The organism is Solemya velesiana gill symbiont (genome assembly GCF_002020805.1).
Lineage (GTDB): Bacteria > Pseudomonadota > Gammaproteobacteria > Chromatiales > Chromatiaceae > Sedimenticola_A.
The window spans coordinates 1-15,882 of sequence record NZ_MPRJ01000058.1 but is presented as its reverse complement, the minus strand read 5'-3'; the positions used below and the strand labels follow the sequence as shown (position 1 = coordinate 15,882).

16 protein-coding genes are annotated in these 15,882 nt (G+C 55.6%); 3 read left to right on the top strand and 13 right to left on the bottom strand.

Features of this window, described 5'->3' with window-relative positions:
* Positions 1–218: 218 nt before the first annotated feature.
* From BOW53_RS09275 to BOW53_RS09250, 6 genes are all read right to left on the bottom strand, one after another.
* Positions 219–572, bottom strand: a complete 354-nt coding sequence (locus BOW53_RS09275) for a hypothetical protein (protein ID WP_135607062.1) — start codon at positions 570–572, stop codon at positions 219–221.
* 32 nt (positions 573–604) lie between these two features.
* Positions 605–2,959 (bottom strand): nitric oxide reductase activation protein NorD, encoded by a 2,355-nt coding sequence (locus BOW53_RS09270; RefSeq protein WP_078487716.1) that lies wholly within the window; start codon positions 2,957–2,959, stop codon positions 605–607.
* A gap of 149 nt (positions 2,960–3,108) precedes the next feature.
* Positions 3,109–3,924: a CbbQ/NirQ/NorQ/GpvN family protein gene (locus BOW53_RS09265; RefSeq protein WP_078487715.1), complete on the bottom strand. Its 816-nt coding sequence runs from the start codon at positions 3,922–3,924 to the stop codon at positions 3,109–3,111.
* Between the two features lie 35 nt (positions 3,925–3,959).
* Positions 3,960–4,271, bottom strand: coding sequence for a hypothetical protein (locus tag BOW53_RS09260; RefSeq protein ID WP_078487714.1), 312 nt, complete (start codon positions 4,269–4,271; stop codon positions 3,960–3,962).
* 90 nt (positions 4,272–4,361) lie between these two features.
* Positions 4,362–4,718: a ribulose bisphosphate carboxylase small subunit gene (locus tag BOW53_RS09255; protein ID WP_078487713.1), complete on the bottom strand. Its 357-nt coding sequence runs from the start codon at positions 4,716–4,718 to the stop codon at positions 4,362–4,364.
* A gap of 74 nt (positions 4,719–4,792) precedes the next feature.
* Entirely contained in the window at positions 4,793–6,214 is a 1,422-nt protein-coding gene (locus BOW53_RS09250; protein WP_078487712.1) for a form I ribulose bisphosphate carboxylase large subunit, read from the bottom strand.
* Between the two features lie 224 nt (positions 6,215–6,438).
* Here BOW53_RS09250 and BOW53_RS13750 point away from each other — a divergent pair, with 224 nt between their 5' ends.
* Complete coding sequence (locus BOW53_RS13750; RefSeq protein ID WP_342748429.1) at positions 6,439–6,543, top strand: LysR family transcriptional regulator; 105 nt, start codon at positions 6,439–6,441, stop codon at positions 6,541–6,543.
* A 251-nt stretch (positions 6,544–6,794) separates the two neighbouring features.
* Here BOW53_RS13750 and BOW53_RS09245 read toward each other — a convergent pair whose 3' ends face one another.
* From BOW53_RS09245 to alaC, 3 genes are all read right to left on the bottom strand, one after another.
* Positions 6,795–7,796: a hypothetical protein gene (locus BOW53_RS09245; RefSeq protein WP_078487711.1), complete on the bottom strand. Its 1,002-nt coding sequence runs from the start codon at positions 7,794–7,796 to the stop codon at positions 6,795–6,797.
* 148 nt (positions 7,797–7,944) lie between these two features.
* Positions 7,945–9,258 (bottom strand): homoserine dehydrogenase, encoded by a 1,314-nt coding sequence (locus BOW53_RS09240; RefSeq protein ID WP_078487710.1) that lies wholly within the window; start codon positions 9,256–9,258, stop codon positions 7,945–7,947.
* 36 nt (positions 9,259–9,294) lie between these two features.
* Complete coding sequence (gene alaC / locus BOW53_RS09235) at positions 9,295–10,485, bottom strand: alanine transaminase (protein WP_078487709.1); 1,191 nt, start codon at positions 10,483–10,485, stop codon at positions 9,295–9,297.
* A gap of 159 nt (positions 10,486–10,644) precedes the next feature.
* Between alaC and BOW53_RS09230 the strand changes: the two genes are divergently transcribed.
* Entirely contained in the window at positions 10,645–11,016 is a 372-nt protein-coding gene (locus tag BOW53_RS09230; RefSeq protein WP_078487708.1) for an Mth938-like domain-containing protein, read from the top strand.
* Here BOW53_RS09230 and BOW53_RS09225 read toward each other — a convergent pair.
* Entirely contained in the window at positions 11,005–11,547 is a 543-nt protein-coding gene (locus tag BOW53_RS09225) for a hypothetical protein (protein ID WP_078487707.1), read from the bottom strand. The genes BOW53_RS09230 and BOW53_RS09225 overlap by 12 nt on opposite strands.
* Positions 11,548–11,752: 205 nt before the next feature.
* Here BOW53_RS09225 and BOW53_RS09220 point away from each other — a divergent pair, with 205 nt between their 5' ends.
* A complete protein-coding gene (locus BOW53_RS09220; protein ID WP_078487706.1) occupies positions 11,753–12,442 on the top strand; it encodes a hypothetical protein in 690 nt (229 codons plus the stop codon).
* A gap of 15 nt (positions 12,443–12,457) precedes the next feature.
* Here the strand turns inward: BOW53_RS09220 and ccoS are convergent, their stop codons facing one another.
* The 3 genes from ccoS to BOW53_RS09205 are packed head-to-tail and all read right to left on the bottom strand — an operon-like array spanning position 12,458 to position 15,748.
* Positions 12,458–12,667, bottom strand: a complete 210-nt coding sequence (ccoS, locus tag BOW53_RS09215; protein ID WP_078487705.1) for a cbb3-type cytochrome oxidase assembly protein CcoS — start codon at positions 12,665–12,667, stop codon at positions 12,458–12,460.
* A 33-nt stretch (positions 12,668–12,700) separates the two neighbouring features.
* Positions 12,701–15,226 carry a heavy metal translocating P-type ATPase gene (locus tag BOW53_RS09210; protein WP_078487704.1) on the bottom strand — a complete coding sequence of 842 codons (2,526 nt, stop codon included), beginning with the start codon at positions 15,224–15,226 and terminating at the stop codon, positions 12,701–12,703.
* 3 nt (positions 15,227–15,229) lie between these two features.
* Complete coding sequence (locus tag BOW53_RS09205) at positions 15,230–15,748, bottom strand: FixH family protein (protein ID WP_078487703.1); 519 nt, start codon at positions 15,746–15,748, stop codon at positions 15,230–15,232.
* Positions 15,749–15,882 lie beyond the last annotated feature (134 nt).

The window sequence follows — 15,882 nt, the reverse complement described above, 5'->3', positions numbered from 1 at the left end:
TTGTAGCTCATAAGTGCTTCGTCTCTTGGTCGGGAGAAGCGCCGACTCTACCAGCTGGCCCTTCAACTACCAATTGCACTTATTATCCGAAACCGCCAGGTACATGGAAGGCGGCCCTGCCAAAAAATGGTGGGAATTTACCGCGGAAAGAAAAAAGAACCTGGGCAACTGAATCCAGATGCCAGCCTGATGGTATGAAAGGAATGACGCCGGCTTTTCTACGTGCTCAGCAGTTGGTCCAGGCCACGCTGCATCTGCTCCAGCGCTTTTGCACGAAATTTTGATGCGGCATAGTGATAGTAATTGAGTTTGCACTTCACTGGTGTATGCAGTGCATCGCGCCCCTTGTCTTCAAACTCCACCCAGGCCAGGTAGGGAAGATCGTTTTGCAGCTCGTTGACGCAAACCAGTTCATTCTCCTCGACGATCATCACCATTCCGTGACGGTCATCCAATGGAAAACGAACTGGCAGCGTCAATCGGTTCCTGGCACGACGCCACAGATTGTAAAGTGATGCAGGTAGTTCAGCTTCCCTTTGAACATAGACAGGCACATCGGTAACACGACTCACCCTGCTTTACCTACCAACCTTTACACCTGGTACTAACTGGTCAGGCTCGCGAAGAGCACCGGCAGCTGTTCAGGCAACTTGTCCACATTATCGACGATGGTGTAGTTATTGGCACCGAAGATGCGCTTCACGTAGTTGTCCGCATTGGGGTCAAGGGTCAGGCAGTAGGACAGTACGCCCTTGCTGTATAACTCCTCAACCGCCTTCTTGGTGTCGTAACGCAGGTGCTGCGGATCGCGTTCATCGATATCCGCCGGCTCACCATCGGTCACGATCAACAACAGCTTACGACGCTCAGGCCGCTTCAACAGGTGATGTCCGGCGTGACGCATGGCCGCACCCATACGGGTGGAGAGTCCACCTTCCATACCAGCAAGCCGCGCCTTGGCATCATCATCGTAATGCTGGTTGAAGTCCTTGAAGCGGTAGTACTGCACCTCATGACGGCCATCGGAAGCAAAGCCGTGGATGGCAAAGGGATCACCGATACCATTGATAGCGGTCGCCACCAGGCTGGAGGCCTCACGGGTCAGTTCCAGCACGGTCTTCTCGGAACCACCAATAGGCTCATTGGTCGACTCGGACAGGTCCAGAAGCACTACCACCGACAGGTCACGATTCTTTAACACGTTACGCATGGTAATGCGCGGATTAGGCTGCTCACCCATGCGAATGGAGATCATTGCATCGACCGCGGCATTGATATCGATCTCATCACCGTCTTCCATACCACGCTGACGCTGCACCCCTTCCGGAGAGAGCAGATCGATGATCTGCTTGATGCGATGTGCAATGGGGCGGTGCTCGGTAAGGATCTTATCGATCACCTCCGGATCACCCTTGGCCTGGCGACGCTCGTAAACTGTAGCCCAGTCAGGACGATGCAACTGAATCTGATAGTCCCACTCATGATAGTGATACGGCTGGGAAACCGGCTCTTTGCCCCACATTTCGTTGAAGCTGACGGTTGCTTCACCGGCATCCTCGTAGGGCATAAACTCCGTAGAGCAGATCCAGATCTCCTGAGCATCATCACCAGCCAGTTCGCAGTCCACTTCGTTGGCCATTTCCACAGCTGAAACGTACTTGCGTACCTGCTGTTGGCTTGCTGCTATGTACTCAATACCCTGGTTCCAGTCGAACTCTGCAAACTCCCACACGTAACGGTTATCGTCACGATAGGGGATACGAATCCGCTCCAGGATACGCAGGCTGGGTACTGCCTTGCGCGCACTGAACAGGTTGAACAGCTCTACGCCCATATGCCAGGAGTAGTTTTGATCGTCCTGTTTCTCTTCGATCTCTTCATGGTAACGCTTGACGTAGGCACTGATCTCTTCATCATCGATACTGATAATGCTATCCAGCAGCATCAGGGCGATGTGTTCCAGAACAAGCATGGTTGGATGTTCCGGATGATCATCCTCATCGGTAATTCTCAACAATGTTCTCCATAGCTTTTTCAAACCAGGGAAATCATTGGACGCCTTGTATTCAATCCGGGCGTCTTCCAGGAAGCCGATGAACCACATCTGGGCCGGACTCATCATCTCGGCAGAGATGGCCGACTCGGTATAGGCCATATGGGCGGCCATATGCGCGGCGGTGGCACGATAGAGCTCCATACCGGGGACCTTGTTATCATCAGGCCCAACATCATCCACCGCATCGGGCATATGGATAATCAGGTTATCGATGTAGGGCCTGAAATCGGTATAGTCGGCACCGGTTGGGCGCAGGAAGAAATCACGCCCCCACAGAGCGCGCAGGTAGAAGTTCAGCTTACGCTGCACATCGATAAACAGCACACCACGACGCTCCTGCTGCAGCATCGCCTGTGCGTCCTGTGACTGCAGGCTGAAGTACTTGGTCAGATTTTCAAAGTCGCGGCGGTAGGCCTGTGCACCAAAGTTGGCCCAGCGACGCAGACCACTCAGAGTCAACTTGGAAAGCAACTCGTCAATGTGGTTCAGCATCGGACGCAGGCCACGAGCCGCGGTGCCCGCCAACTGGTGAATCAGGGTCAGGTAACCACGCAGCAGTTGCGCATCACCCAGGCGGCGGGAAGCCGTGGGCAGACTGTTGAACAACAGGGCGATCACTTCACCTGAAGTCATGGAGGAGAGCTTCATCGCAGCCTGCAAGCAGTCTTCGACGACGTCTTCACCACACTCCTTGGCCACCAGCGGCATCTCCTGCAGGTAGGAAATCACCAGGTCCTTGCCGCGACCCAGTCCGCATAGACCCTTGGCACCTTCCAGGTAATCCTGTAGACCAGCGGGGGACATAACACGCGCCGCTTCCTGGAATGTACCTTCCAGTACATCACGGATCTCGGGCGCGATATCCTCAAGATACTCTTCGTAATCTTCAAGCTTAATCGACATATTTTATACCTAACCTTTCTCAGGCAAGCCCTGACGAAGCGACTGAACCAAATACTGGTCGATCACCGTATTCAAGACTCCCCTTGGTTATTGATGAGTCGCCATACCTGCCTAGCACAGGCATGGCACGTCGTTGATATAAATATCAATTAACCAAAGAAGGTTTGTACCGCTGCATCCAGAGTGTCACGCATATCCGGATCATCGGTCAGCGGGGTTACCATGGTCATCTTGCATGCGGCAATGGGTTCTACGCCCTTGCCAATCAGCTGTCCTGCGTACACCAGCAGACGGGTGGAGATACCTTCATCCAGACCGTGACCCTTCAGGTTACGCGCACGATGAGCGATCTGCACCAGCTTACCGGCGGTCTCGGAATCCACGCCGGATTCCTTGGAGACAATGGCGGTTTCGGTTTCTTCTAGCGGATAGTCAAAATCCATGCCGCCGAAACGCTGCTTGGTCGACTGTTTCAGGTCCTTCATCAGCGACTGGTAGCCAGGGTTATAGGAGATAACCAGCTGGAAATCAGGATGCGCTTCAATCAGTTCGCCCCTCTTGTCCAGGGGCAGAGTACGACGGTGGTCGGTAAGGGGGTGGATAACAACGGTGGTATCCTGACGGGCTTCCACCACCTCATCGAGGTAGCAGATGGCACCGATACGTGCAGCGGTGGTCAGGGGACCGTCCTGCCACTTGGTACCGTCCTTATCCAACAGAAAGCGGCCGACCAGGTCAGAGGCCGTCATGTCTTCGTTACATGCAACAGTGATCAGGGGCTTGCCCAGTTTGTGAGCCATGTATTCAACAAAACGGGACTTACCGCAACCCGTGGGACCTTTCAGCATTACCGGCATACGAGCGTTATAAGCCGCTTCGTACAGCGCTACTTCATCACCAACAGACTCATAGTAAGGCTCGGACTTAATAATATACTGCTTCGGATCTACAGTTGTATCAGACATAACACACCTTCTTCTCTACGTTGAAGTTCCAATTCTTAATCTTCGTCGCCGGTTTCCACTTCACCAGACCAGCCGGCGGCCTTGGCTTTTTCTATCCATTCGTTATGGATTCTCTGGTGACGCCCTCTTAAGTCTTCGGGCAAATGGCTTACCAGGCAGCCGTACTTATCCCACTCGGCATTGACCTTATGTAACAGGCTGTCGATACCTTGAATCATCCAGCCTTCACAGGTTTCATCTTCAGGGATGAGACCAAATACCCACGCATCACGAATGATTTTTCCGATGGTGGTCATACCACCATTCACGTCATTATTGATGCCTACGTACTTATCCGGTTTTGCCATTATTTGATTTCCATCGCGAATTAAAAAAGCCCCTGCCCAAAACTCCTCGGCCAGGGGCTTTTCATTTATCTATGAATTACCCTAGTCGACTTAGTTGGCAGCCGCGCGGTAGATAATCATAGAAGTACCTGCACACTGTGCGAAGTTGTCCAGGCCCAGCAGACGAACGTGGTTGTTCGGGTGGGCTTTGTGACAAGCATCCAGCTCAGCCAGGATAGCGTCGACGTCGGTCTCACCGAACATAGGCAGCTTCCACATGTACCAGAAAGAACCGGTAGCATTCTCAGGCTCAGTATGCTCAACGCTGGGGTTCCAGCCCTTGTCTACGATGTACTGGATCTGAGTACGGATCTCGTCTGCAGACATGGTAGGCAGGTAAGAGAAAGTCTCGAACTTGCGGCTCGCCTCGTTAGACAGACTGGAGTTATAGTCTTGCACATCACTCATTGGTATATACCTCTAGTTTAAATTCGAATTCATGGTTCGAGACACCCGCCGCGAATGGCGGGTGCCTGCTGTCATTACTTGTGAGCAACGTCCAGCTTGTCGACGGTGTCGAACTCGAACTTGATCTCTTTCCAGGTTTCCATAGCCATCTTGAGCTCGGGGCTGCTGGCAGCGGCCTTAGTAAGAACTTCCTTACCTTCTTTCTCAAGCTCAACACCTTCGTTGCGAGCCTGAACACAGGCTTCAACAGCAACACGGTTGGCAGCAGCACCCGCAGCGTTACCCCAGGGATGACCCAGAGTACCACCACCGAACTGCAGTACGGAGTCGTCGCCGAAGATGCTAACCAGCGCAGGCATGTGCCATACGTGGATACCACCGGAAGCAACGGGGATTACGCCAGGCATGGAGCCCCAATCCTGGTCGAAGAAGATACCGCGGCTGCGATCTTCCTTGATGTAGGAGTCGCGCATAATGTCGATCCAACCCAGGGTTGCTTCACGGTCACCTTCCAGCTTACCTACAACGGTACCGGAGTGCAGGTGGTCACCACCGGACAGACGCAGTGCCTTGGTCAGTACGCGGAAGTGGATACCGTGGTTGGGGTTACGGTCGAGTACGGCATGCATTGCACGGTGGATGTGCAGCAGCATGCCATTATCACGACACCACTGGGCCAGGCCGGTGTTAGCAGTGAAACCGCCGGTCAGGTAGTCGTGCATGATGATGGGAGCGCCGATCTCTTTGGCGTACTCGGCACGCTTGTACATCTCTTCAGGAGTAGGAGCGGTAACGTTCAGGTAGTGACCCTTACGCTCACCGGTCTCGGCTTCTGCCTTGAGGATGGCTTCCATTACGAAGTCGAAACGCTGCTTCCAACGCATGAAAGGCTGGGAGTTGACGTTCTCGTCGTCCTTGGTGAAGTCCAGACCACCGCGCAGACCTTCGTAGCAGGCACGACCGTAGTTCTTGGCGGACAGACCCAGCTTGGGCTTAATGGTGCAACCCAGCATCGGACGACCGTACTTGTTCATGATGTCACGCTCGGCCTGGATACCGTGAGGCGGTCCATTACAGGTCATAACGTAAGCCAGCGGGAAGCGAACGTCTTCCAGACGCAGAGCACGAACGGCCTTGAAGCCGAATACATTACCTACCAGGGAGGTGAATACGTTTACAACGGAACCCTCTTCGAACAGGTCGATGGGGTAAGCGATGAAAGCGTAGAAAGCGTTATCGTCACCAGGTACGTCTTCGATAGCGTAGGCACGACCCTTGTAGTGGTCCAGGTCGGTCAGCAGGTCGGTCCATACAGTGGTCCAGGTACCGGTGGAAGATTCGGCAGCAACCGCAGCTGCAGCCTCTTCACGCGGAACACCTTCCTGGGGGATAACCTTAAAACAGGCCAGGAGGTCAGAGTCTTCCGGGGTGTACTCCGGCAGCCAGTATGTTTCGCGGTACTCTTTTACACCCGCAGCGTATGTTTTTTCAGCCATGGTAGCTATTCTCCTTGGGTCATATGGATAAGCTTGAACAATCAGATATACCTGACAGAACAGGCTTGTTTAATTAGCGTGGGGTGCAATTTAGTGGAGCCGAAGGATAATGAAAAGACAATTGTTTTTATGAGTTCTATAAAAATTTGCTTATATAAAAAGATAATGGCTCCACCCCAGGTAACAATACAACCTAAGTGGTCACACAAAACCTCGGATAAATAATGACTTATGAAGCATTTCGCCTCTCACAGCCCGCCCACTCCATCCAGGTGAAACGCCTGGAAGAGCAGATCGAAATACCACTCTTCCTGAAAACAGGAAAATAATTCGCTCTCTCCTGGGCTGGACAGGCGCTTTACAGTACCTGCCAGGACACCTTACAAGCGCATGCAAATGATCGAGGCCTCCCGGCCACAGAATTGTCACGCGACCCTGCGCATCGGCACAGCTCCAGTTTGAAAGCGGATTGTGCCCCTGATCGTGCACGACCTGCCCATCACGCAGCGGAGAAATTCGTCGATTTCATGGAGTAGAATGCCCGGGAGCTGCCATCCAGTAGTGAAGGCAGTTAACCGATTTATGACTGAACGAAATCGAACAAGGGCTTCGAACGATGCCAGAAACGGCGCTTCGACTTGTTTGTGATTTCGTACGCTGCTCCATTGCAGGGATAGAGCAGGATATTCTTACCATCAAGATTCACAAGCCACTGCTCGAAGGCAGCAAGTCGCTCTGACCATTCGAAAGGATCTGCCCGCATCACAGCGGGAAAAAGATCACCATAAACTACCTGAGCACTCCCCTGCCCCATAGCAGAAGCCTCATCCAGAGGCTGCGCATCGATACCGGCCGCCCTGACCAATCCTGTTAGCAGTGGATCGTCTGCATAGACGCATTCATATTGAATACCTGAGACCTGGGGCAACGTTCCGACGCCTGAGAACCAAGCGCCATTGACGGGAAGTTTACCCCGGTTTTCACGCTGCTCATTGACCGCTGATGTTGTAAACAGCATCTGCACTTCGTTGAGCAGGCTATGCCACTTCAACGCCTCCTCCCCTTCGGGCAGGAACAGATCCATGTTTCTTCCCGAGACGACGGAGAGCTCGTGGGTTGTAATAGCAGGAAGCTTATCTAAGGACAGGTACCAGCGATGGGCGGAAGGCGCATCGAGTTGCCAACCCATTTCCGCAAAATGCTCGTTGAAGAGCGAGATAAGACCTTGCGCCTCCTCATCGCTGAAGTCGAAATCTTCGACATCGAACAGCAGCAGTCGGTCACGATCGGGTCGTAGATGCACCGGGGAGACCTGGATCCAGATACGGTCGTACGCGATACCCCCATCACCCAGGCGGCGCAGGGCCGCAGTGGGCATATCCCGCCCTTCCGGCGTCTCAACACCCCAGAGGGAGAGCAGGGTCGACTCGTAGTCTTCTCCAGCTACCGTCGCCGTGTCGGCCCGTGAGAGCATGCGCTCAAGCAAAGGAAATTTCGGGAAAGGACGGAGGACGTCCAGGTTCTTTATTGGTCCCAGCAGGCCGGGGACGAGAAGATGGAGTGTGCTATCAGGCTTTGCCATCAGAAATAGATCTCTCGCAAAGGCCGCTGTGCGCCTGCAATCAACGTTATCGAAACTTACAGTAGGAGCGATCTTGTTCGTGCTGTGCGCCTGGCAATCGATTAATGCCGATAGCGAACAAGTTCGCTCCTACAGTTTTTCGAGAGTATCAGCCGGACAGGGACTCCATGCGGATGCGCATGACTGGCCCCATGACGCATTCGAGCGCCTCGATCTCGGCAATGGCCTCGTTCATCTGCTTCTCCAGCACCGTGTGGCTGAGCATGATGAGGGAGACCTGGGTCTCGCCTTCTGCAGGCTCCTTCTGCTGGATCGCCTCGATGCTGATGCCGGAATCGGCAAAGATGCCTGCGATCTTGGCCATTACCCCCGGCTTGTCGCTGACCTGCATACGCAGGTAGTAGGCGGTCTCCACATCGTCCATTTCCAGGATCGGCAGATCGGAGAGCTCGTTGGGCTGGAAAGCCAGGTGAGGCACGCGATTTTCTGGGTCGGTGGTCAGGGCACGGGCCACGTCCACCAGGTCAGCGACCACGGCGGAAGCAGTGGGCTCAGAACCGGCACCGGCACCGTAGTAAAGGGTCGGCCCAACCGCGTCACCTTTCACCAGCACGGCATTCATCACACCGTCCACGTTGGCAATAAGGCGACGCTCGGGAATCAGGGTGGGATGCACGCGCATCTCGATACCCTTATCCGTCTTGCGGGTCACGCCCAGATGCTTGATGCGGTAACCCAGCTCACCAGCGTAGACCACATCCTGCTGCTCGATGCGGGTAATACCCTCGGTGTAGGTCTTCTCAAACTGCAGCGGCACGCCAAAAGCGATGGAACCGATGATGGTCAGCTTGTGGGCAGCGTCGATCCCCTCCACGTCGATGGTTGGGTCGGCTTCCGCATAACCCAGCGCCTGGGCTTCTGCCAACACGTCATCGAAGTCACGGCCCTTGTCACGCATCTCCGTGAGAATGAAGTTGCCGGTGCCGTTGATGATGCCCGCGGCCCATTCGATACGATTGGCGGAAAGACCTTCACGCATCGCCTTGATGATGGGAATACCGCCGGCCACAGCCGCTTCGAATGCAACCATGACGCCCTTCTTCTGGGCAGCCTCGAAGATCTCGTTGCCGTGCAGTGCAATCAGCGCCTTGTTGGCGGTAACCACGTGCTTGCAGTTTTCGATGGCCTGCATCACCAGTTCCTTGGCCGGGGAATAACCGCCGATCAGCTCGACAATGATCTCCACCTCCGGGTTGTTGACCACCTCGAAGGCGTCGGTGGTGATCTCGATGCGCTCAAGGCCCTGGATGCCCTCGGCGTTGAACTCACGCGCGGCGGCATGGGTAACCTGGATACCACGACCGGCGCGGCGTGCGATCTCTTCTGCGTTACGTGCAAGCACGTTGGCGGTACCACCACCTACAGTGCCCAGTCCCAACAAACCTACTTTGACTGGTTCCACTCTCTTATCCTCCTAAGTTTTAATTCTATTGATACGTTATGCGCCGGCTTGGGCGTCTTTGCGTATCATCTCCCGGATGCCGCGTACGGCCTGCCGGGTTCGGTGTTCATTTTCAATCAGGCCGAAGCGCACGTGGTCATCCCCGTGCTGACCGAAACCGATGCCAGGTGAAACTGCCACCTTCGCATCTTTAAGCAGTTTCTTGGAGAACTCCAGGGAGCCCATTTCCTTGTACTGCTCTGGGATCGGCGCCCAGACGAACATGGTCGCCTTGGGTTTCTCCACCGCCCAGCCGGCGGCATTGAGGCCGTCGCAGAGCGTATCGCGACGGCTCTGGTACATGTCACTGATCTCCCGCACGCACTCCTGGGGACCTTCCAGTGCGGCGATGGCCGCCACCTGGATCGGGGTGAAGGTGCCGTAGTCCAGGTAGGACTTGATACGCGCCAGGGCCGCCACCAGGGTCTTGTTGCCGCACATGAAACCCACACGCCAACCCGGCATGTTGTAGCTCTTGGAGAGCGAGAAGAACTCCACGGCGATATCTTCCGCCCCTGGCACCTGCAGGATAGAAGGTGCCTTGTAGCCATCGAACACGATGTCGGCATAGGCCAGATCGTGGATCACCCAGATATTGTGCTCCTTTGCAATGGCCACCACTTTCTCGAAGAAATCCAGTTCCACGCACTGGGTGGTGGGATTGGCCGGAAAGTTGAGTACCAGCATCTTGGGACGTGGCCAGGACTCGATGATCGCCTCTTCCAGCTTCTCGAAGAAATCGACCCCGGGCACCAGCGGAACATGACGGATATCAGCGCCCGCAATCACAAAGCCGTAGGGGTGGATGGGATAGGCCGGATTGGGCACAAGCACAGAGTCACCAGGGCCGAGACAAGCCAGGGCCAGGTGTGCAAGGCCCTCCTTGGAGCCGATGGTGACGATAGCCTGGCTCTCGGGGTTCAGGTCAACGTCGTAGCGGTCCTTGTACCAATTGCAGATCGCACGGCGCAGACGGGGGATACCCTTGGACTGCGAGTAGCGGTGGGTATCCTTGCGCTGGGCCACTTCGATCAGCTTTTCCACAATGTGATCTGGCGTCGGCTGGTCTGGATTTCCCATCCCGAAGTCGATAATGTCCTCGCCCCGCGCTCGCGCCGCCGCCTTCAACTCATTGACGATGTTGAATACATAAGGCGGTAAGCGTTTGATTCTGCGGAACTCTTCCATTTCTGGCGTAGACACGTGGACCTCGTTTCAGTGTTAGATTCCGGTAGTGAAAAAAAGGGTTTAAATTAACCGAGCATCTTATAAAATGTCAATGAAATTAACCGGATAGAAAGACAGAAAAGTCACCCCATTCAATCCCTCTGAGTAGTCGCCCGTTCAATGAAATTTGTAGAAACCGATCCATCCAGCGGATATGCCGTCAAAGCCTACACGGATGGACAGCTCATCATCGACGAAAAGGTCTTCACCTCGAGTCTCATCCTGATGCCGAACAAGGTGATTCCAGACTGGGGGCCGGAGAACTTCCAAAGCCTGTCTGCGGATGACTTCGAGCAGATCGCCGAGCTCAAGCCGGACCTGGTACTCCTGGGTACCGGAGAGAAGCACTGCTTTCCCTCCCCTGCCCTCTATCACGCCCTGGTCAACGCCGGCATCGGCCTGGAGACCATGACCACCCCGGCGGCCTGCCGCACCTACAACATCCTGATGAGCGAGGGTCGCAAGGTGGCTGCCGCCCTGCTACTGGGCTGATTCCGTTACCGGAGACTCGTCGACCACTTTTGCATCGGGATTGGGGTAGAGCTCGATCATCCTGTCAGGCAACTTGTGGTGTGTAGCCTGGTGCAACACGTCGGACTCCATGATGATCAGCACCAGTACTGTCACCATCACGGGCAGGATACCCATCCCCCCGACGATTGCGTAGACCGCCTCTTTCATCATGCCGCCGTAGGTGTAGCCCAGCCACCCCAACAAGGAGACGGTAAGACTGGCCATCAGCATGTAGATGAAGATGCGGCTGCGCCTGGCCGCGATCTGCCAGTGGCACATCACGAACCAACTTCCGGATTCATCTGCCTTGATCTTGTTTGCCTTCCAGAGGGTGTAGGCGAGCAGCGTGAACGAGACGACGGGCACCATGGCCAAAGGCTGCCAGAAAGTGCCCACCGTTCCCAGGGCGGCCACGAACCAGAGAATATGGTTGCCGATCAGGTTGGTCAGAAAGATCTCGTGCGGAATCTTTGCCCTCTTGGCCTCTTCCTCGCTAATCTCGATTTTCATGCAGCAGAGCCCCCGGCAATGGGTTTTTAATAATATGGAAATAGCCGCACAAATTACCATTTGATGACAAAAATTGCACCCATCCGCACCTTTCCGGATCAAGATTCGTCGTTTTTTCGCAGCCTGCTGTCAGGTAGAATAGCGCCCTTGTCATCTGCGGATGGCGCTGAATACAAGCAGTTTCCTCAACCACTAGGTCGTCACAATGGATCGAAAAATCGTTCTGGGTATCCTCAGCCTCAGCCTGATTGCGCTGGCAATCGCCATCCTCATCCCCAGTGGACGCGTACCCGACAGCAAACCCACACTGCCATGGCAGATTCAGATCGACGGGCGCGGATTGCCCACCGTGTTCGACCTGACCCTTGGCGAAAGCACACTATCAAGTGCTCAGGGCATTTTTAAAGAGACGGGTGATATCAGCCTGTTTGCGACCCCGGATGACCACCTCTCTGCGGAAGCCTTTTTCGAGCGCCTCTACATCAACGGCATTCGAGCCTCCATGATCCTCACCCTGGACCTGGACCAGGGAACCTTGTCCGACATGTTCGATCGAGGCGTCCGACTGCAGAAACTGGAGACCGGCAACCGCAAGATCTCTCTCGCAGGCGAAGACTACGACAGGCTGGCTACTGCGAGAATCAACCACATCACCTATGTGCCGGCAGCCAACCTGGACGGGGAACTGATCAAGGGAAGGTTCGGAGAACCCGTCAGACGCATCATGGAACCGGAAACCGGTGCAGAGCACTGGCTCTACCCGGAGAAGGGCCTGGACATCGCCCTGAATCCCGATGAAAAAGAGGTGTTTCAGTATGTGATTCCGGCAGAATTCGACCGAATCCTGGAACCACTTGAAGCGGCAGCTGAGAAGAGTACCCCGGAAAATCAGTAATCCCGAGGCGACCTCTTATTCTGCCGTCTTGTCAGATGATGCAGCCTCTTCTGGCTGCTCTTTTTTCGCCGGCACTTCGGGCGTGAGATCCTCATCCATCAGGATGCGGTGAGCCTCACCTTCAAGGTCTTCGAATTGCCCGCTCTTTGCAGCCCATAACATGATGCCGACTGCAAGCAGGCCCAAAATGATCATGCCGGGAATCAAACCGTATATCACATCCATCTGGAGTCTCCGAATGGTTCTGGGCCCATTGTATCACTGTCCGCGGAACAGGGTGCGGATCCTTGCCGCGTTGCCGATTACCAGCAGGGAACTGATGGGCATGGAGACCGCTGCAACCAGCGGGGTGACAAACGCCGCCATCGCCAACGGCACCATGATGATGTTGTAGGTGATCGAGATCCCGATATTCTGGCGAATGGTGCACAACGTCCGTCGGGAGAGTGCAGCCGCCAGGTGCACCTTTTTCAATTCACTGCTCATAAGCACGATATCGGCGCTGGCAATAGAGACATCGGTACCGGTCCCAAGTGCGATACCCACATCGGCGCGGACCAGGGCAGGCGCATCGTTGACGCCGTCGCCCACCATGGCCACCTTGTGGTTCCCGGCCTGAAGCTCGGAGATGACCCGGTCCTTGTCTTCGGGCATCACCTCCGCAATCACTTCCACGCCGCCGCCAAGACGCTCGGCGATCGCTTCAGCGGTGCGCTGACGGTCGCCACTGAGCAGGGTCAGTTTCATGCCTTCCGCCTTGAGGGCAGTGACCAGGTCCTGGGCATCCTCACGGATCCTGTCCTCGACTGCAATCAAGGCCACTTCCTGACCATCGACGGCACAGTGCAAAGAGCCGATGCCGGAGGCGTCCAACTCCTTCTGCAGTTCGTTGAACCTGTCATTACGCTGAATCCCCAGCTCATCCATCCAGGCTGCATTTCCTGCTGCAATGCTTCTTCCGTTGACCTGCGCGGAGACACCGAAGCCCGGTCGATTCTCGAATCTCTCCGCCTTGATTGCACTTGTTGCAACCCCCGCCTCTTGGGCGCATTCGATAATGGCAGACGCAACCGGGTGCTCGGAAAAACGCTCGAGAGCAGCCAGATCGGCCAGCAAGGTCTTGATCTCCCGGGATTGTTCGCCTTCGCCCCGTATCCAGGCCGACTCAGCCATGTGAACGGCGCTGAGACTCATGCGGCCCTCGGTCAGGGTTCCGGTCTTGTCGAATACCACGTGATTGATATCGGAGAGGGTTTCCAGCACCTCGCCGTTCTTGACCAGGATGCCGTGACGGGCACCCAAACCGGACGCCACGGCAATGGACATCGGGGTCGCCAGACCGAAGGCGCAGGGGCAGGTAATAATCAGCACAGCGGTAGCGGCCATCAGCGCCATCTCGAAATCGGTACCCAGCCACCAGAAGAAAGTGCCCGTGGCCAGACCGATGGTCGCAGCAACGAACCAGGGCACGATACGGTCTGCCATGCACTGGATGGGCGCCTTGCTCGCCTGGGCCTCTTCAACCAACCGGATAATCCTTCCGAGGGCGGTATTCTTGAGCAGCCCCTCGACCTGGACGTGGAGCACCCCATGTCCATTTATGGTGCCGGCAGAGACGCTGTCGCCCTGCCCTTTGGCCACCGGCTCGGATTCACCGGTAAGCATTGCCTCGTCGACGGCGCTGCCACCATCGACGATAACGCCGTCCACGGGAATCCGTTCACCGGGCCGGACCAGAACTGTCTCACCCACCTTCACTGAACGTATGGGTACGATATTCTCCTCGTCACTCCTCAGAACCGTTGCTACCCTGGGCTGCAGATCCAACAGTCGCTGGGTCGATGCCACTGCCTGGCGCTTGGAGATGGATTCAAGATGCCTGCCGACCAGGATCACGAAAAGAAAATTGACCACGGTGTCCCAGTAGACCTCGCCAACCTCCGATCCCCCCAGGGTGACGTAGAGCGAGTAGAGATAGGTGATCGAGGCGCCTATGGCTATGGGCAGGTCCATCCCGAGGTGCATGTTTCGGATACCGGACCATGCGCCCTTGAAGAAGGGGTAGCCGGAATAGAGCAGTGTCGGCGTGGCCAGTGCGAAACCCACCCATTGGAACATGGTGCGGAACTCGCCCTTGTCCGCTCCCGAGTAGAGGGCAATGGAGATCCATAGCAGGTTCATCATGGTGAAGCCGGCGAACGCCATGCGGTAGAGCAGGTCCCGGTTCTGCCGCTTGATACTGCCTTCTGCAGCCTCTGGGTCATACGGAACGGCACCATAACCAATCTGCCCCATGCGCTGAATGATGGCAGAGAGCTTCAGACGCTCATTGTCCCACTTCACGTGGAGCCGGCGACCGGAAAGACTGACCCGCGCCTCGGCAATACCGGGCATCGCCTTGAGGGTGTTCTCGATCAGCCAGACACAGGCTGCACAGTGGATCCCCTCCACCAGCAGGTGGATATCGCGGATTTCGCCGGAGGTATCAACGAACTCCTCTTGCACCTCGTCGAGATCGTACAGGGCGAGTTCCCTGGGCAATTCAGGTGGTGGCGCAAGAGGCGTCCCTTCGGGGGTGCGCTGATAGAACCCCTCGAGACCCGCGGCATAGATCGCCTGGCAGACCGATTTGCAGCCGATGCAGCAGAAATCGCGCTCCTCGCCCTTGATCTCGGCAACAATCCGTTCCGATGGCTGAATAGGCAGGCTGCAGTGAAAGCAGGCACCGGCATCTTCAGATGCCGTGCTGTTGTCTATCTCTTCAACAGCCTGAGCATTGCCCATGGATTATTTGACGCCAGCACTGATTTGGCTGGGCACGTTGAGTTCGAACTCGCCTTGCCTGACGCTGACCAGGATGTCCCACACGCCAAGCAGCGGAAAGGTGACGTCGGCCTTGTAATAGCCCGGCTCCACCTGTTTCATGGGCAGGGAGAAGTCCTGATCCTGGTCGGATGGGCGGTAGACATAGAAGGTGACCGAGTCTGCCTCAACCGGTTTCCCAGCCTTGTCAGTGACACGGAAGCCGTAGGTCGCGGGCTTGCCAATATCCGCGTACTCCGGCTCTTCCACCTTGGTCTGCCACCCCATCTCCCTCACCTTGGCCTGGCGCTTGAGCATGTTCTTCTCATAATGCTGTCCACGGTCGTAGTAGTTGTCGTCAACCAGGCCGGGGCGGTCAAGGGAAAGGGTGATCATCACGATATTCGCAGTGACAAAGATGATAATCATGCCGATGATGCCCAGTATCCAGGGACTGCGCAGGGCACGCTGCTTGTTTTCGGAGTTCTGTTCTCTATTGCTCATTTTCGAATACCCGGGTACATGGCCCGGTTTTAATAATTTAAGGGAACCTCGAAAAACACCGTCGTCATCATCAGCTGATCACGTGACCGGTTAAAACAGCAGCCCAATATTCGATTTCCCGTTCATTTCTTCGT